This window comes from Petropleomorpha daqingensis (genome assembly GCF_013408985.1).
Classification (GTDB): Bacteria; Actinomycetota; Actinomycetes; order Mycobacteriales; family Geodermatophilaceae; genus Petropleomorpha; species Petropleomorpha daqingensis.
In genome coordinates this window covers 1,859,191-1,875,036 of the sequence record NZ_JACBZT010000001.1, presented here as the reverse complement: position 1 = coordinate 1,875,036, position 15,846 = coordinate 1,859,191, and the positions used below count along the sequence as shown (strand labels likewise).

Sequence of the window (15,846 nt, the reverse complement as noted above, 5' to 3'; positions counted from 1 at the left end):
GCGGACGGCGGATCGCCTCCCCCGCCATCGGCCGTGCAGCCGGCGAGGACCAGCGCGGCGGCGATCAGGGAGGCGGAACACCGCGAGGCGGTGAGCACCGGGGCATCGCAGCACCGCGGGCACCCGGCGTCAACGAGGACGCTTCCGCGACCGGTATCTCACCGCTAAGGTACCCGGCATGAGCGCGCCGCCCCGCCGGGTCCGCATCGGCATCGACACGGGCGGGACGTTCACCGACGTCGTCGCGGTGGACGAGGAGACCGGGCAGACCAGCACCACCAAGACGCCGTCCACGCCGGTCGACCCGGCCGAGGGCTTCCTCAACGGCGTCCGCAAGGTGCTCGGGCAGCTCGGGCTGGACGGCGAGGCGGTCACCGCGGTCAGCCACGGGACGACGGTGGCGACCAACCAGCTGCTCGAGGGCAAGCTCGACCGGATCGGGTTCATCACCACCGAGGGCTACGAGTCGGTGCTGGAGATCGCCCGGCAGTCGGTGCCCGACGGCTACGGCAACAGCTACTTCTGGGTCAAGCCGCCGCGCATCGTTCCCGCCGACCTGGTGCGCACCGTCCGCGGCCGGCTCGACTTCCGCGGCGAGGAGGTCCGCCCGTTCGACCGGGACGACGCCGTCGCCGCCGTCCGCTTCTTCGAGGACGCCGGCATCCGCACCATCGGCGTCTGCTTCCTGCACTCGTACGCGAACGACGCGCACGAGCGGGCGATGCTCGAGGTGATCGAGGCCGAGTACCCCGGGGCCGTCGTCTCGCTGTCCAGCGAGGTGCTGCGCGAGTACCGCGAGTACGAGCGCTCGGTGACCACGCTGGTCGACGCCGCGGTGAAGCCCAAGGTCGCCGCGTACGTCACCAACATCCGCACCCGGCTCGACGAGATCGCGCCGGGCGTGCCGTTCTACGTGATGAAGAGCAACGGCGGCGTGCTGTCGGCCGGCGAGGTCGTGCACCAGCCGATCACCACGATGCTGTCCGGCCCGGCCGCGGGCGCCCTGGGCGCGGCGCTGATCGCCGGCACGGCCGGGTTCGACCGGGTGCTCACCTGCGACGGCGGCGGCACCTCGACCGACGTCACCGTGGTCATCGACGGCGAGCCGACGCTGACCACCGAGGGCTCGGTGGGCGACTACCCGTCGAAGATCCCGATGATCGACGTCGTCACCGTCGGCGCGGGCGGCGGCTCGATCGCCTGGCTCTCCCCCGAGGGCACGCTCAAGGTCGGGCCGAAGTCGGCCGGTGCCGACCCCGGCCCGATGTGCTACCCGAACGGTGGCGACCAGCCGACCGTGACCGACGCGCACGTCGTCCTCGGCCGGATCCCCCCGCACCTGCTGGGCGGGGAGATCCCGCTGTCGGTCGAGGCCGCCCGCGACGGGCTGGAGGCGCTCGGCGGCAAGCTGGACCTGTCCCTGGAGCGGACGGCGACCGGCATCCTCGAGATCTCCGCGTGGAACCAGGCCAACGCGCTGCGCCAGGTCACCGTCGCCCGCGGCCTCGACGTCCGCGACTTCACGCTGACCACGTTCGGCGGGTCGGGCTCGCTGCTGGCCTGCCGGCTGATGGACATCCTGGGCCTGCCCCGCACCCTGGTGCCGCCGAACCCGGGCAACGTCAGCGCGTTCGGGCTGCTCACCGTCGACGTCCGCAACGACTACGTGCAGACCGTCGTCTCCCGGCACGCCGACCTCGACCTCGAGCGGGTCAAGGCGGTCTACGCCGATCTGGAGGCGCAGGCCCGGACGGCGCTGGACGGCGAGGGCTTCGGCCGCGATGAGCAGCGGATGCAGCGCACCGCCGACCTGCGCTACGTCGGGCAGGCCTTCGAGGTGCGGGTGCCGGTCGCCGACGGCCTGCTCGACAACGCCGCCGCCGAGGCCGTGGCGCAGGCCTTCCACGCCGCGCACCGGCAGCTCTACGGCTACGACTTCGCCGACGACCCGCGCCAGGCGGTCGAGTGGGTGAACCTCCGGGTGAGCGGGATCGGGCCGATCCGCCGTCCGGACATGGTCGAACTCGAGCCGGGCGACGGCGGGACGGACCGGGCCGTCACGGGCTCCCGGCGGGTGTTCTTCGACGACTGGGTGGACACGCCGACCTACAACCGGCCCGATCTGAGGCGGGACGACGTCGTCCACGGCCCGGCGATCATCGAGGAGTTCGGCTCGACCGTGCCCGTGCACCAGGGCTTCCGCGCCACCGTCGACGCCTACGGCAACCTGCTGCTGACCAAGGAGGACGGTCGATGAGCCTCACCGACGGCAAGGTCGAGGCCGACCCGGTCCTCATCGAGATCGTGGCCGGCACGCTGGCCGCGATCGAGAAGGAGGTCGAGACGTCGATCGGGCGCACCTCGCGCTCGCCGATGATCCGCGACGCCCACGACTTCCGGGCCGGCATCCACGACCGGCAGCTGCGCAAGCTCACCGGCCGCTCGTACTCGGCGCTGGTGCACCCCGTCGTCCGGGACTACCCGATCGACACGATGAACGTCGGCGACGTCTTCTTCCACAACGACGTCTACCTCTCCGAGGGCGGGATCGGCCACCTGCCGGACCTGTGCGTGACCGTGCCGGTCTTCGCGCACGTGGACGGGGCCGAGCGGGTCGTCGCCTTCATCCAGGCGTTCGGCCACCACGACGACATCGGCGGCGCGGTGCCCGGCTCCATGCCGTCGGCGGCGACGTCGGTGTACGAGGAGGGCCTGATGGTCCCCCCGATCAAGCTGTGGGACCGCGGCGTGCCCAACGAGAGCGCGCTGAAGATCATGACCCGCAACTCGCGGATGCCCGACTCGCTGGCCGCCGACCTCGACGCCGAGTGCTCGGCCTGCCTGGCCGGCGCGCGGCGGCTGGGCGAGCTGTTCGACCGGTACGGGGTCGAGGCGGTCGAGGCCTGCTTCGACGCGATCCTGGCCAACTCCACCGAGGTCTACCGGCGGGAGATCCTGTCGCAGATCCCCGACGGCACCTACGTGTGGGAGGACTACGCCGAGCACGACGGCGTCGAGGAGCCGCAGCTGCACCGGCAGCGGATCACGCTGACCATGGACTCCTCTGCTTCGGTGCCGCTCGTGATCGACTTCACCGGCACCGGCCCGCAGGCCAAGGGGCCGATCAACCACTGCGGCGACTACGCCGACGGCAACTTCCTCAAGAAGTGGCTGGCGCCGATCCTGCGCAACCTGGCCGAGTCGCCGGAGCGGATGGCGCAGCTCGACGTCAACGAGGGCGTCGTCCCGCTGATCGAGATGCGCTTCCCGGAGAAGGGGACGCTGCTGACGCCGATCTTCCCGGCGCCGACCAACGCCCGGACGTTCGTGATCCTGCGGCTGCTCGGCGTGCTCGCCGGCGTGCTGGCCAAGGCCACCGGCGGACGGATGCCGGCCGACCAGGAGACGATCCGCTACACCGGCGTCTACGGCACCGACCTGGAGGGGCAGCCGTACCTCATGCGCGAGGTGCTCGGTGGCGGCTCGGGCGGGCGGTACTACGCCGACGGCGAGGACACCATCCACGTGGTCCCGGACTCGCGGAACCTGCCGACCGAGTTCACCGAGGGCCGTTTCCCCCTGCGCGTCGAGCGGCTGGGCCTGGCCATGGACTCCGGCGGGCCGGGGCGCTACCGCGGCGGCTGCGGCTACGAGAAGCACATCCGGGTGCTGCGCGACGCGCACTTCATGTCGATCGCCGACCGCTCGATCCTCGCCTGCTGGGGCGTGAAGGGCGGCAAGGCCGGGCGGCCGTTCCAGATCACCGTCGACCCGGGCGGGCCGGACGAGCACGAGGTGGACGCGCTCGCCGACGCCGAGCCGCTGACGGCCGGCACCGTCGTCCGGATCAGGACGACCGGCGGTGGCGGCTGGGGCGACCCGCTGGACCGGCCGGTCGAGGAGGTGCTGCGCGACATCGCGTGGCGCAAGGTCTCGGTGGCCGGCGCGCGTGCCGACTACGGCGTCGTGGTGACGGAGTCCGGCGAGGCCGACCACGAGGCGACCGAGGCGCTGCGGGCGTCGCGGCAGGCCGAGCGGACCGGCGACGAGCCGTTCTTCGACCGCGGTCCCGGCTACGCCCAGCTCTCCGGCGGCGCGGCCTTCAACGAGTTCGACGTCCTCTGATCAGCCGCGATCACGGCGCCGGAACCACCGCCGGCGCCTCCGACGGGGTTCCGGCGCCATGATCGCGGGCTCGGGCTCGGGCTCGGCCGGCGGGCGGGTCGCCCGCCAGTGCTCGAGCAGGACGTCGAGGTCGGCCATGCCCGGGACGGCGTCGGCCCGGTCGGCCGGACGGCGCCAGTGCGCGGCCACGCGCTCGTTGAACTCGTCGACCACGCCCCGGACGGCGCCCTCCGAGGGCAGGCGCGCGACCACCTCGGGCAGCCCGTCGCGCTCCTTCCGCAGCGCCAGGCCGGGCGGCAGCATGCCGTCGGGGCCGCCGTTCTCCCGCCGCGCCCACTCCAGCGCCCACTCGTAGCTGGTCTGCTCGCGGTCGCGACGGGGCAGCGGCCGCCCGGCGAGGGTGAGGCCCTCGAACGCGCCACGGGCCTGGGCCTGGGTGATCTGCTGATCGACCCAGGTCTCGAAGGACATGCCCGGGGGCTTGCGCTCGGTCATCGCCTTCGTTGATACCCCCACTCAGACGATGAGGCCCGTCAGCGGGTAGTTCTCCGGGTGCGCGCACACGTCGGGATCCACGGTGCCGGCCGAGGAGACGACTCCCTCGAACGTCTCGGTGACGTGGCAGCTGAGCCACTGCCGCCCGACGAGCGTGGTGGTCGTGCTGGTCGTCGTGGTGATCGGCCCCCGGCCGCGCTGGCTGCGGGTCGTCGTGGTCGCCACGTCGTACACGTCCTGCGCCTGCCCGTCGTACTCGGCGGTGAGCCCGGCCTCGCTGCGCGTGTTCAGCGTCGAGAAGGGCGCCGTCGTCTGCCGTGCGGTCGTCGTGACGGTGCAGGTGCTCACCGACCGCTGGTGGGCGAAGGTGCCGCCGGCGGCCGCGCAGGCGCGGGGCGTCAGCGACGAACAGGCCAGAGCGGGGGCCGCGGTCAGGACGACGATGCCCAGGACCGCGCCGCCGAGGATGGTGCCGCGCATGACTGCCTCCTTGTGTGGTTGCGGCGAGCCTGCTGTGCGAGGGGACGGCTCCGCGTCGGCCGCACGGCTGATCCGCATCCATCCGGAGGTTGACGTCGGTCAGGCGGTCACCGCCGTCCGGGCCGGTGCAGCCAGCCGGTGTGCGGCGAGCGAGACGCCCACGCTCAGGATCAGCAGCCGCAGGGGCTCCGGCGCCGGCACCATCGTCGCGGCGCCGCCGACCGCGAGCAGCACGCCCAGCCAGACCGGGACGACGCGCGCCCGCGCCAGCACGATCCCGGTCGCCAGCCAGCCGATCGCGAGGATCGCGTAGGAGGCCACGTAGCCGACCGTCACCCCGCTCAGCTGTCCGGAGGAGAGCAGCCGCGGCGCCCGGTCGGCCAGGTCCGGCAGCACGAACAGCGACGCCCACCCCCCGCCGGCCACGAGCACGGCCCCGAGGACGGCGAGCCCGGGAGCGACGAGGGTCCGGCCGGCGGCCACGGCGGCGAGCCCCGTGGCCGCGATGCCGAGCAGCGCGAGCAGCAGGAGTGCCGACGACGCGATGGCGAACGGCGAGGCCTCGACGGCCGCGCCGGAGGCGGTGGTCCCGGCCACGACCGCGAGGCCGAGCGAGACGACGGTGAGCGGCGCGACGGCGAGGCCGAGCGGACGCAGGAACGAGGGGTTCATCGGAGGCTCCTGTCGGTGGAGGTCGGGCCCAGGACGCTGCCGGAGCGGCACGGCGCCCCGCATCGGCCGCGGGCGCGAACCGCCTCCTCCTCCCGGAGGAGGGAACCGGTCCCCCAGCAGGTGGTGCTCGCGAGGTGGGCCAGGCACTCTGCGTCCCGTGACGAGCACGGCGCGAGCGGCGGTGGTGGGGCCGTGGCTCGACGTCGCCGTCCCGGGGGTGCTCGCCGTCCTCACCGTGGTGCAGCTGGTCGCCGACCGTCCGGCGGGGAACCCCGCGCTGGTCACCGTGCTGGCGCTGGCCGGCGTGCTGCCGCTCGGCGCGCGGCGCCGCTCGCCGCTGCTGGTCACCGTCGCCATCAGCCTGGCGATCCTCGGGCAGGTGCTGGCCGGCGAGTCGGCGCCGGCCACCTTCGCCAGCTTCCTCGCGGTCCTGGTCTGCGTGTACACGCTGGCCCGGCTGTCGCGGCCACCGGCGATGATCGCCGGGTTCGCCGTCGTCGCGGCGACGGTCGTCGGCACCGCGCTGCTGCAGGCCCGCACCGCGCCGGTCGCGCCGTTCGACGCCGTCTACCCGCTGGTCTACTTCGGCGTGGCCGGCGGGCTGGGCGCGCTCGTCCGGCAGCGGGCGCTGCGCCTGGCCGCCGTCGAGGACCGCGCCGCCGCGCTGGAGGGCGAGGTGGCGCGCGAGGCCGAGCTGGCCGCGGCCCAGGAGCGGGAGCGGATCGCCCGCGAGCTGCACGACGTCGTCGCGCACGGGCTGAGCCTCATGGTCGTGCAGGCCGAGGCGGCCGAGGAGGTGCTGGAAGGCGACCCGGCGCGGGCCGTGGAGCCGATCCGCCGGGTGCAGGAGACCGGGCGGCAGTCGCTGGGCGAGATGCGCCGGCTGCTGGGCGTGCTGCGGGCGCCGGCGGCCACCACCCCGCAGCCGTCGCTGGCGCGGCTGCCCGAGCTGGTCGACGAGGCGGCGGCCGGCGGTCTGCAGGTGGCGGTCACCGAGGACGGCGACCCGGTGGAACTGCCGCTCGGCGTGCAGCTGGCCGCGTACCGGATCGTGCAGGAGGCCCTCACCAACGTCCGCCGGCACGCGGGCGCGACGACGGCGTGGGTCCACCTGAGCCAGGAACCCGGGGCGCTGCGGATCGAGGTCACCGACGACGGCCGCGGCCCCAGCGGCACGCGCACCGGCCACGGGCTCATCGGCATGCGGGAGCGGGCGGCGCTGTACGGCGGCACGCTGACCACCGGCCCGGGTCCCGACGGCGGCTTCCGGGTGCTCGCCGTCCTGCCGGTGGAGGCGCCGTGATCCGCGTGCTGGTGGCCGACGACCAGGCCATGGTCCGCGAGGGGCTGCGGATGATCCTCGACGCCCAGCCCGACCTCGAGGTCGTGGCCGAGGCCGGCGACGGCCAGGCGGCGCTACGAGCGGCCGCCGAGCACCGGCCGGACGTCGTCCTCATGGACATCCGGATGCCGGGCATGGACGGGCTGCAGGCGACCGAACGGCTGCTGTCCGCGGGCTCGTCGTCCCGGGTGCTGGTGCTGACCACCTTCGGTCAGGACGAGTACCTCTACCGGGCGCTGCGGGCCGGGGCGAGCGGCTTCCTGCTCAAGGACTCGCCGCGCGCCCAGCTGCTGCACGCCGTCCGCACGGTGGCCGAGGGCTCGGCGCTGCTCGACCCCGCCCTGACCGCGCGGCTGATCGAGGACTGGGTCCGCCGGCCGCCGCCCGGCGCCGGCCTGCCGCCGGCGCTGGGCAGGCTGACGCCGCGGGAGCTGGAGGTGTTCACCGCGCTGGCCCGCGGCCGGTCCAACGCCGAGATCGCGGCCGAGCTGGTGCTCTCGGAGACCACCGTGAAGACGCACGTGGCCCACGTGCTGGCCAAGCTCGACCTGCGGGACCGCGTGCAGGCCGTCGTCCTCGGCTACGAATGCGGGCTGGTCCGGCCCGGCGAACCGGGCTAGGCGGCGTCGCGGAGCGAGCGCAGCGCCGGGGTGACCCGGGCCAGCTCGTCGAGCATCGCCTTGGCACCGGCCTCGAGCTCGGTGTTGGGCGCGAACTCGTCGTCCTCGGTGAGGAACTGGGCGAAGAACGGGATGGAGACCGCCTCGACGACCGGCAGCATGCGCAGCGCGGCGAGCACCGGCTTGATCGCCGTCGCCGCGCGCAGGCCGGCCGAGACGCCGCCGTAGCTGACCAGCCCGGCCGGCTTGTCCGCCCACTCGGCCGAGAGGTGGTCCAGCGCGTTCTTCAGCGACGCCGGGAAGGAGTGGTTGTACTCGGGGGTGACGAACACGAAGGCGTCGGCGCGCGAGACCGTGGCGCTCCAGTCCTTGGTCGACTGGTGCACGTACTGCCGCAGCCGCGGGTGGTTCGGCTCGTCGAAGACGGGGAGCCCGACCTCCGCCAGGTCGACCAGCTCGACGTCGAAGCCGCCGTGCTGCTCGGCGAAGCGCTGGAACCAGCGGGCGACGGCGATGCCCTTGCGGCCGGCGCGGGTGCTGGCGGAGATGATCTGCAGGACGGGACGAGACACGATGCTCCCTCGGGAAGACGGGCTTTCGTTGACGTCTCAACTTTGAGCCGTGCTCACGAATTCCCCGCTACCCACCGTCACCATCCTGGAATCACGTCCTCGCAACGATCGACCGGTCCAGGTTGTCAGAAGTCGCGACTCCTGCCGTTCCCGAGCGCGTTCGCGCAGCGTAGGGACGTGCCACGTCCGGGTGACACGGTCTTCCTGCCAGGCACGTCGGCCCTCACTCCGCGTGCATGATCCGTCGGTGCCGTCGTTCGTCCCGGGGTTGCCGGACCTCCCGCCCGACCTCGCGGGACCCGTGGCGGTGGAGCTCGCCAAGCCGGTGCGCGACATCCCGCCGCCGAGCGCGCTGCCCGGCGGCTGCCGGTACGAACCCAAGTGGGACGGCTACCGGTTGGTGATCGTCCGCTCGGCGTCGTCCACGCGGCTGTGGTCGAAGCAGGGCCGCGACCTGACCGACCGCTTCCCCGACATCGCCGCCGCGGCGGTGGCGCAGGTGCCGGCCGGGTCCGTGGTCGACGGGGAGGTCGTCGTGTGGAACGGCTCGCGGCTGGACTTCGGCCTGCTGCAGCAGCGCATGGGCGCCTCGCCCGGCCGGATCGGCGCCCTCGTGGCCGCCGCTCCGGCGTCCTACGTCGCGTTCGACCTGCTCGCCGCGGGTGGCACCGACCTGCGCCGCCGCACGCTGCGGGCCCGGCGCTCCGCGCTCGAGGAGCTGGCCGCCCGGTGGGCTCCCCCGCTGCAGCTCTCCCCCCTGACCGCCGACGTGGAGGAGGCCAGGGCCTGGTTCCGCGACTTCCGCCCGGCCGGCGTCGAGGGGCTGGTCGTCAAGGGCGCGTCCGGCCGGTACGCGCCGGGCCGGCGGGAGTGGCTGAAGGTCAAGTCCTGGGAGACGACGGAGGTCATCGCCGGCGGCGTCATCGGGCCGATCGAGCGGCCCAGCCAGCTCGTCGCCGGGCTGCTGCGCGACGGCGAGCTGGTCGTCGTGGGACGGTCCAGCCCGCTCTCGCCGCGGCAGGCGCAGGAGCTGGCCGCCGTCCTCACCCCGGCCGGGCCGGACCACCCCTGGCCGGACCGGATCGGCACCGGCCGCTTCGGCGGCGGCCGGCTGTCGGTGCCGCTCACCAAGGTGGAGCCGGCGGTCGTCGTCGAGGTCAGCGCGGACGCCGCGCTGCAGGCCGGCGTCTTCCGCCACCCGATGCGCTTCGTCCGGGTCCGCGCCGACCTGCACCCCGACGACGTCCCGGGGCTCCCCTAGGTGGTTTCGCGCGCTTAACCGCGCGCGGTTAAGCGCGCGAAACCGCGGTCAGCGACTGGTCGTGAGGCCGCGGCGGGCGAGGACGCCGCGCTCCAGCGGCGCGAAGACCAGCAGCTCGATGGCCACGCCGACCACGAGGATCAGCACGATCGACGTGATCACCAGCGACATCTGCGACAGCTCGCGGCCGATGTTGAGCAGCTGGCCCAGCCCCTGCCCGAGCCGCGGCGAGTAGGTGATCAGCTCGGCCGCCATGAGCGAGCGCCAGGCGAACGCCCAGCCCTGGCGCAGCCCGCCCAGGTAGCCGGGCAGCGCGGCCGGCAGCAGCACGTACCGCACCCGGCCGATCGCGGACAGGCCCAGCACCCGGCCCACCCGGTCGAACAGCGGCGGCACCTGCTTCATCCCGGTGAGCAGCCCGTTGGCGATCGAGGGCACGGCGCCCAGCAGGACGACGGTGTAGATCGCGGCGTCGGTGAGCTGGAACCAGATGATCGCGGCCGGCACCCACGCCACCGACGGCAGGCTCTGCAGCCCGCTGACGATCGGCCCGATCGCCGCCCGCAGCCACCGGCTGCTCCACATCGCCAGGCCCAGCAGCGTGCCGATCACCAGCGACAGCGCGAACCCGAAGGCGCCGCGCGACAGGCTGGTCCAGATGGCCTCGGTCGCACGGCCGTCCTGCACGGTGTGCCAGAAGGTATCGGCCACGTCGGCCGGCCCGGGCAGCGCGTACGACGGCTTCAGCTTCAGCACGTAGACCAGCTGCCACACGCCGACCAGGACGGCGAGGAAGACCACCGGCGGCAGCACCGACCGGACGAACCTGCGGCCGAGCGAGGGTCCGGCGGGAGCGGCGACCGGGGTCTCCAGCTCGTCGAGCCCGGCGACGACCGAACGGTCCTCGGCGACGTTGGGCGTCCGCAGGTCAATGGCCATGGCGGCTGATCTCCCGGTGCAGCTCGGTGGTGATCTCCGCGGCGAGCGCGCTGACCGCCGGCGACTCGATGGTGCGCGGGTGCGAGATGTCGATCTCCCACTCCCGCACGATGCGGCCGGGGCGCGAGCCCATGAGCACGACCCGCTGACCGAGCCGCACCGCCTCGCGGACGTTGTGCGTCACGAACACCACCGACAGCTGCCGCTCGGCCCAGACGCGGGTGAGCTCCTGGTGCAGCACGTCGCGGGTGATGGCGTCCAGCGCCGCGAACGGCTCGTCCATGAGCAGGACGGCGCTGTCCTGGGCCAGCGCCCGGGCGAGGGCCACCCGCTGGCGCATGCCACCGGAGAGCTCGTGCACCCGCTTGCCGCCGTGCCCGCCCAGGTTGACCACCGCGAGCAGCCGCTCGGCCTCGGCCCGCCGCTCGGAACGGCCGACCCCGCGGGCCTGCAGCGCCAGCTCCACGTTGCGCGCGGCGGTCAGCCACGGCAGCAGCGCGGCCTCCTGGAACATCAGGGCCGGCCGCTCCGCGGAGACCTCGATCCGGCCCGCGGTCGGCTCCAGCAGCCCGGCGATCAGGTTGAGCAGCGTGGACTTGCCGCAGCCCGAGGCGCCGAGCAGGCAGACGAACTCCCCTGGCGCCACCGTCAGGTCGACTCCGTCGAGCACCGGCGGCGCGCCGCGGCCGAAGACCTGCGAGACGCCCTCCACACGCACCGCCGCCGGAGCGGCGGCCGCGGTCGCGGCCCCCACCCCGGCGGTCAGCACGTCCTGCGTGCGCACTGTCATTCCTCCCCCAGCCCGCCGGCCGACACCGGCTCGAGGTTCTGCTTCTTCAAGATCTCGTTGAGCGGCCGCAGGTCGTAGATCCCCTTGAGGTCGACCTGCTTCTCCGTCGTCCCGGCAGCGACCGCGTTCTTCGCCGAGGTCTCCAGCGCCGAGGCGATCGGGTCGTAGGTGACCGTCAGCTCGCTCCACGCCCGGTCCAGCACCGGGTCCTTGAGCGACTTGCCGCCAGCGGCGTCGAGCGCGGCGTTGACCGCCTTCTTCGCGCCGTCCGGGTCGCTCTGCGCGAACTGGACCGCCTTGACGTGCGCGCGCAGCAGCGCCGCGACCGTGTCCGGGTACTGCTCGAGGAACTCGGTGCGCACGATCAGCTGCGTCGTGACGAACTGGCCCTGCGGCCAGAGGTCCTTCTCGTCGACCAGCACGTGGCCCTTGTGCTCGAGGACGAGCAGGGAGGCGGTCGGCTCGGGCACCCAGGCGCCGTCGAGCTCGCCGGAGTCGAAGAGGTTGGGCACGTCGGCGTTCGCGGTCGGGGTGATGGTGACGTCGCCGCCGCCGTCCACGCTGTTCTCCAGGCCCTGCTTCGTCAGCCAGGTGCGCAGGGCGACGTCCTGGGTGTTGCCCAGCTGGGGGCTGGCCAGCGTCGTGCCCTTGAGGTCCTCGGGGGAGTTGATGCCGTCGCGGACGACGAGCTGCGCGCCGCCGGACGCCGCGCCGGAGATGATCCGGATCGCGTCGCCGTCGCTCTGCCCGTAGGCGTTGATCGTCGGGCTCGGGCCGATGTAGGCGGCGTCCAGGCCGCCGGCGAACAGCGCCTCGACCTCGTCGGGGCCGGCGTTGAACACCTGGGTCGACAGCTTCGTCTTCCCGAGCTCGTCGGCGAAGTAGCCCTGCTGGACGCCGATCAGCGCGGCGGCGTGCGTGACGTTGGCGAAGTAGCCGAGGCGCAGCTCGGAGGGGGCGCCGCCTGAGGCGCTGTCGTCGGCGGCGCTGCTGCCGCCGCAGGCGGCCAGGCCGATCGCCAGCGGGACGGCGGCCAGCACCGCGAGTGCGCGGCGGAAGGTCGTGCGGGACATGCGGGGAGCTCCTCTGGATGGGCAGAGGGCACGCGGGCGCGCGGAGGACAGCGGGCGAGGGCACGCGTCAGCGGGCGGCCGCGCGCCAGGAAAGGGGGTGGCGAGCGGTCAGGCGCCCGGACAGAGGGTGCTGCTCAACCGACCGTGGTCGAGGTGGCGGCAGGCCACGAGCAGCAGCAGGTGCACGCGGGCACAGTAACCGACACTTTCTCCACCGGAAAGGTCGGGTTTACCGCCGCGCTGTGAACCGGCCCACAGCGCGCTTTATCGCGATAAAGCGCGCTTAAGGCTCCTGGGGGAGGCGGCCGAGAGACACGAGGAAGCGGCGGAGCAGGTCGGCCAGCTGCTCCCGGTCGTCCTCGGACAGCCCGGCGAGCAGCGCCCGCTCGGTCTCCAGGTGGTCGGGCAGCGCGGCGTCCAGGGCGGCCCGGCCGGCATCGGTGAGGGTGACGACGACGGCGCGCCCGTCGGCCTCGCTGCGCTCCCGGGTGATGAGGCCCTTCTCCTCCAGCCGGTCCAGCCGCTGGGTGATCGCGCCGGAGGTGACCAGCGCGGTGCGCATCAGCGCGGTCGGGGTGAGCTGGTACGGCGCCCCCGCCCGGCGCAGCGCGGCCAGGACGTCGAACGCCGGCGCGTCCAGGCCGTGCCGGGCGAACGTGGCCCGCTGCGCCAGGTGCACCTCGCGCTGCAGCTGGGTGATCCGGCCGATGATGCCCATCGGCGAGCAGTCCAGGTCGGGCCGCTCGCGCGCCCACTGGTCGAGGATCAGGTCGACGGCGTCGCGCACCTCGCTCGCGATCGTCACGCGGCTACCTCCACATCGGCCAGGCGCTCGGCGAAGGTCCTGGGCGCGCGGCCCAGCAGGTCGGTGAGCACGCGCGGGCTGCCTGCGAAGCCGTGCGCGCGGTAGTGGTCGAACATCGAGCGCAGGCACCGGCCGGCGTAGGAGGTCGGGGCGTCGCCGTGCGGGACGAGGTCCTCGGCGCGCACCTCCCGCCCGAGCCGATCGGCCATCAGCTCGGCCAGCCGGGGAGCGGTCAGGGGCTCGGGGCCCACCGCCTCGAACGTCCCGCGGTCGAGACCGTCCTCCGTGAGCAGCACCGCCGCGGCCTCGGCGACGTCGCGCAGGTCGACCAGCGACTGGCCCTGCCGCAGCCCCCACCGGCTCTGCAGCACCCCCGTCCGCTGCGCCTCGGCGAGCGCGTCGTCGAAGTTGTCCGCGTAGGCGCACGGCTGCAGCACGCGCCAGGGGACGCCGCTGACGTCCAGTGCCTCTTCCGCGCGGTCCTTGGCGGCGTGGTGCGGCATGACCCGGGCCTGCGGGCGCAGCACCGAGTGGTAGACCAGCCGCGGCAGGCCGGCCCGGCGCGCCTCGGCGAAGATCGCGCGCGCACCGTCGCCCTCGTCGGGGTGGAAGTTCGGCCAGATCAGGTAGAGCGCGTCCATTCCGGCGAGCAGGTCGCGCCACGGCTGGGGCTGGGTCAGCTCGCCCAGCACCACCTCCGCCCCGAGCTCCTCGAGCTCCGGGCGCGGCTTGCGGCCGGCCACCACGGCGCGCACCGCCTCGCCGCGCTCGCGCAGGGCCCGGACGACGGCCGTTCCCGTAGGGCCACCGGCCGCCGTCACCACGATCACACTCAGTAGCTCAGCAGTGAGGGATCTGGCGCGTCAAGCACACGCGCCCGCACGGGTCAGCGCAGCGTGGTGGACAGGCGCACCGTGAACCCGGTCGGCCCCGGGAACAGGTCGACGTGGTCGAAGAGCTTGCGGGCCAGCCAGAGGCCCATGCCGCCGCGGCCGAGGTCGAAGCCGTGCGCGGGGATGAAGCCGGCGAGCGGGTTGTCGAAGGTCGTCCCGCTGTCGGTGATCGTGCAGATCACCTCGCGCCCGACGCTCCACAGCCGGCCGGAGACCGGTCGCTTTCCGTGCCGGAAGGCGTTGGCCGCCACCTCGCTGATGCCGAGACGGAGGTCCTCGAGCTGCACCTCGTCCCGGACGAGGGCGGGCAGCGCGCCGATGAGTCGGTGCCGCAGGTCGGGCAGGGACGGCGCGTCGTCGACCACGACGATCGGGGCCAGGCTCTCCTCCGACGGGCGGGGCGACGGGAGCGCGCGGATGTAGCTCGCCGGGTCGCTGTACGCCTCGTTGGCGGCCCAGGTCGCGCCGGTGGCGAGCACCGGGTGGGTGTCGCGTGCGCTGGCGACGAGGTCGGGAGACAGGCGGCGGCTGTCGTAGACGCAGAGGTTGGTCACGGGCAGGTCGGCCATGACGGAGTTGACCGCCGCCTCGACGCGGATCACCTCGCGCACCTGGAGCGGGTCCCGGGCAGCGGGCACCTCGGCGAGCACGCGCAGCCGGCTGGTCCCGCCCTGCGTGGCCCGGTGGGCGTACTGCCGCAGGTGCGTGAACACGTCCGGCGGCCGGGTGTCCTGCGGGATGAGACCGGGGTCGGACTCGAGCCCGCGGGCGCCCGCCCCGAGTTCGCGACGGAGCAGCTCCTCGGTCTCCTGCGTGCAGCTGAGCACGGTCAGATCACCGGTGCGCAGCCCCTCCTCGAGGTAGCTCAGCGCCACGTCCACCAGCTCGGCGTCGGAACCGAACACGGCAGCGCCGTGGCGGAAGCCGCCCGCACCCTCCAGAACAGGATCGAGAGCGGACCCGGACGCGGGAACGGGCACAGGGGGATGCTCCCCGGTCGTACCGTTCAACTGGCCCCTCGAGGGTTCCTGGGCGGCCATCGGGCCGCCGCTGCGCCGCGTTCACTGTCATTGTCGGACACTCGGCGCGCAATCTTGAACGCGGGCCGGGTGTCCGCTGTCACCCCACCGGGCTCGGAGCGGCCAACCGGCCGGCGCACGAGGCGCTGCCGAGCCACGAGTGCGGCGCGCCCTGGTAGCACCAGCCCAACCGGGGCCGCCGCGCGCTGACCCAGAGCGCGGGCACCCGCTTGTCGCCCGCGCGCGACCCGAGCAGCGAGAAGCAGTTGCGGGAGCGCAGCACGCCCGGGTCGCCGACCAGGACGGCGAGCCCCTCCGCGACCGTCAGCGGAGTGCGGCCGGAGGCGGCGATCTTCTCGGCGGCCTGCGTCGGCGGCAGACCGAGGGTGTCGGGGCCGGTGTCGACGTCGAGCAGCAGGTACGGGGTCGCCGGGACGTCGAGCTCCGGCAGCGGCCGGAACCGGTCCAGGTCGTCGTCGGCCATCGTGGTGAACCCGGAGCCGCCGACCATCTGCGCCGTGCCGAGGAGGTCGTGCACCGGCGCGTCGGGCACCACGACGACGAACGGGATGCCGGGGCTGTCCGGCAGGGTCGGCAGCAGGTCGCGCAGCGGCTCGAGCCAGGCCCGGAAGCACTCGTCCGCCAGGTCCCGCCAGGCGGGCAGCCCGGCCTGGACGAGGGCGTCGACCTGGCGGTCGAACTCGAGATCGGCCTCCGTCCGCAGCGTCGTCCCGGCCGCGTGCGGTGCTGTGCTCATCGG

General features: G+C 73.9%; 16 protein-coding genes. 5 read left to right on the top strand and 11 right to left on the bottom strand.

Features of this window, described 5'->3' with window-relative positions; all coding sequences use genetic code 11:
- Window positions 1–178: 178 nt before the first annotated feature.
- Both GGQ55_RS09270 and GGQ55_RS09265 read left to right on the top strand, forming a co-directional pair.
- On the top strand, window positions 179–2,257 hold the full coding sequence (locus GGQ55_RS09270) for a hydantoinase/oxoprolinase family protein (protein ID WP_179716196.1): 2,079 nt from the start codon (window positions 179–181) through the stop codon (window positions 2,255–2,257).
- A complete protein-coding gene (locus GGQ55_RS09265) occupies window positions 2,254–4,125 on the top strand; it encodes a hydantoinase B/oxoprolinase family protein (RefSeq protein ID WP_179716195.1) in 1,872 nt (623 codons plus the stop codon). The genes GGQ55_RS09270 and GGQ55_RS09265 overlap by 4 nt, the downstream gene beginning before the upstream one ends.
- On the opposite strand, the gene GGQ55_RS09260 is transcribed toward GGQ55_RS09265, so the two are convergent.
- From GGQ55_RS09260 to GGQ55_RS09250, 3 genes are all read right to left on the bottom strand, one after another.
- Window positions 4,126–4,620, bottom strand: a complete 495-nt coding sequence (locus GGQ55_RS09260; protein ID WP_179716194.1) for a DnaJ family domain-containing protein — start codon at window positions 4,618–4,620, stop codon at window positions 4,126–4,128. It abuts the gene before it with no gap.
- A 21-nt stretch (window positions 4,621–4,641) separates the two neighbouring features.
- Window positions 4,642–5,100, bottom strand: coding sequence for a hypothetical protein (locus GGQ55_RS09255; protein ID WP_179716193.1), 459 nt, complete (start codon window positions 5,098–5,100; stop codon window positions 4,642–4,644).
- A gap of 99 nt (window positions 5,101–5,199) precedes the next feature.
- Window positions 5,200–5,772 (bottom strand): hypothetical protein, encoded by a 573-nt coding sequence (locus GGQ55_RS09250; RefSeq protein ID WP_179716192.1) that lies wholly within the window; start codon window positions 5,770–5,772, stop codon window positions 5,200–5,202.
- 157 nt (window positions 5,773–5,929) lie between these two features.
- On the opposite strand from GGQ55_RS09250, the gene GGQ55_RS27695 reads away from it, so the two are divergent.
- Together GGQ55_RS27695 and GGQ55_RS09240 are read left to right on the top strand one after the other, a co-directional pair.
- A complete protein-coding gene (locus tag GGQ55_RS27695; RefSeq protein WP_179716191.1) occupies window positions 5,930–7,075 on the top strand; it encodes a sensor histidine kinase in 1,146 nt (381 codons plus the stop codon).
- The gene (locus GGQ55_RS09240; protein WP_179716190.1) at window positions 7,072–7,734 is read left to right on the top strand and encodes a response regulator transcription factor; all 663 of its coding nucleotides are present in this window, start codon (window positions 7,072–7,074) and stop codon (window positions 7,732–7,734) included. The genes GGQ55_RS27695 and GGQ55_RS09240 overlap by 4 nt, the downstream gene beginning before the upstream one ends.
- Here the strand turns inward: GGQ55_RS09240 and GGQ55_RS09235 are convergent.
- Window positions 7,731–8,306, bottom strand: a complete 576-nt coding sequence (locus tag GGQ55_RS09235) for an NADPH-dependent FMN reductase (protein ID WP_179716189.1) — start codon at window positions 8,304–8,306, stop codon at window positions 7,731–7,733. The genes GGQ55_RS09240 and GGQ55_RS09235 overlap by 4 nt on opposite strands.
- A gap of 247 nt (window positions 8,307–8,553) precedes the next feature.
- Here GGQ55_RS09235 and GGQ55_RS09230 point away from each other — a divergent pair, with 247 nt between their 5' ends.
- The gene (locus GGQ55_RS09230; RefSeq protein ID WP_179716188.1) at window positions 8,554–9,567 is read left to right on the top strand and encodes an ATP-dependent DNA ligase; all 1,014 of its coding nucleotides are present in this window, start codon (window positions 8,554–8,556) and stop codon (window positions 9,565–9,567) included.
- Between the two features lie 48 nt (window positions 9,568–9,615).
- On the opposite strand, the gene GGQ55_RS09225 is transcribed toward GGQ55_RS09230, so the two are convergent.
- The 7 genes from GGQ55_RS09225 to GGQ55_RS09195 all read right to left on the bottom strand — a co-directional run bounded on the left by GGQ55_RS09225 (window position 9,616) and on the right by GGQ55_RS09195 (window position 15,843).
- Window positions 9,616–10,506, bottom strand: a complete 891-nt coding sequence (locus GGQ55_RS09225) for an ABC transporter permease (RefSeq protein ID WP_179716187.1) — start codon at window positions 10,504–10,506, stop codon at window positions 9,616–9,618.
- A complete protein-coding gene (locus tag GGQ55_RS09220) occupies window positions 10,496–11,296 on the bottom strand; it encodes an ABC transporter ATP-binding protein (protein ID WP_179716186.1) in 801 nt (266 codons plus the stop codon). Before GGQ55_RS09220 ends, GGQ55_RS09225 begins: the two co-directional genes overlap by 11 nt.
- The gene (locus GGQ55_RS09215; protein WP_179716185.1) at window positions 11,293–12,369 is read right to left on the bottom strand and encodes an ABC transporter substrate-binding protein; all 1,077 of its coding nucleotides are present in this window, start codon (window positions 12,367–12,369) and stop codon (window positions 11,293–11,295) included. Before GGQ55_RS09215 ends, GGQ55_RS09220 begins: the two co-directional genes overlap by 4 nt.
- A gap of 283 nt (window positions 12,370–12,652) precedes the next feature.
- Complete coding sequence (locus GGQ55_RS09210) at window positions 12,653–13,174, bottom strand: MarR family winged helix-turn-helix transcriptional regulator (RefSeq protein WP_366489022.1); 522 nt, start codon at window positions 13,172–13,174, stop codon at window positions 12,653–12,655.
- Window positions 13,171–14,004 carry an SDR family oxidoreductase gene (locus GGQ55_RS09205; RefSeq protein WP_179716184.1) on the bottom strand — a complete coding sequence of 278 codons (834 nt, stop codon included), beginning with the start codon at window positions 14,002–14,004 and terminating at the stop codon, window positions 13,171–13,173. The genes GGQ55_RS09210 and GGQ55_RS09205 overlap by 4 nt, the downstream gene beginning before the upstream one ends.
- A 56-nt stretch (window positions 14,005–14,060) precedes the next feature.
- Entirely contained in the window at window positions 14,061–15,107 is a 1,047-nt protein-coding gene (locus GGQ55_RS09200; protein WP_246323787.1) for a sensor histidine kinase, read from the bottom strand.
- A 79-nt stretch (window positions 15,108–15,186) separates the two neighbouring features.
- Entirely contained in the window at window positions 15,187–15,843 is a 657-nt protein-coding gene (locus GGQ55_RS09195) for a DUF5701 family protein (RefSeq protein ID WP_179716182.1), read from the bottom strand.
- Window positions 15,844–15,846: the final 3 nt, after the last annotated feature.

What these genes read in the sequence shown, in the direction of transcription:
- GGQ55_RS09265 (WP_179716195.1), top strand. Translation starts at nt 2,254, where the DNA reads ATGAGCCTCACCGACGGCAAGGTCGAGGCCGACCCGGTCCTCATCGAG.
- GGQ55_RS09220 (WP_179716186.1), bottom strand. Translation starts at nt 11,296, where the DNA reads ATGACAGTGCGCACGCAGGACGTGCTGACCGCCGGGGTGGGGGCCGCG.
- GGQ55_RS09225 (WP_179716187.1), bottom strand. Translation starts at nt 10,506, where the DNA reads ATGGCCATTGACCTGCGGACGCCCAACGTCGCCGAGGACCGTTCGGTC.
- GGQ55_RS09195 (WP_179716182.1), bottom strand. Translation starts at nt 15,843, where the DNA reads ATGAGCACAGCACCGCACGCGGCCGGGACGACGCTGCGGACGGAGGCC.
- GGQ55_RS09255 (WP_179716193.1), bottom strand. Translation starts at nt 5,100, where the DNA reads ATGCGCGGCACCATCCTCGGCGGCGCGGTCCTGGGCATCGTCGTCCTG.
- GGQ55_RS09270 (WP_179716196.1), top strand. Translation starts at nt 179, where the DNA reads ATGAGCGCGCCGCCCCGCCGGGTCCGCATCGGCATCGACACGGGCGGG.
- GGQ55_RS09260 (WP_179716194.1), bottom strand. Translation starts at nt 4,620, where the DNA reads ATGACCGAGCGCAAGCCCCCGGGCATGTCCTTCGAGACCTGGGTCGAT.
- GGQ55_RS09200 (WP_246323787.1), bottom strand. Translation starts at nt 15,107, where the DNA reads ATGGCCGCCCAGGAACCCTCGAGGGGCCAGTTGAACGGTACGACCGGG.
- GGQ55_RS09215 (WP_179716185.1), bottom strand. Translation starts at nt 12,369, where the DNA reads ATGTCCCGCACGACCTTCCGCCGCGCACTCGCGGTGCTGGCCGCCGTC.
- GGQ55_RS09250 (WP_179716192.1), bottom strand. Translation starts at nt 5,772, where the DNA reads ATGAACCCCTCGTTCCTGCGTCCGCTCGGCCTCGCCGTCGCGCCGCTC.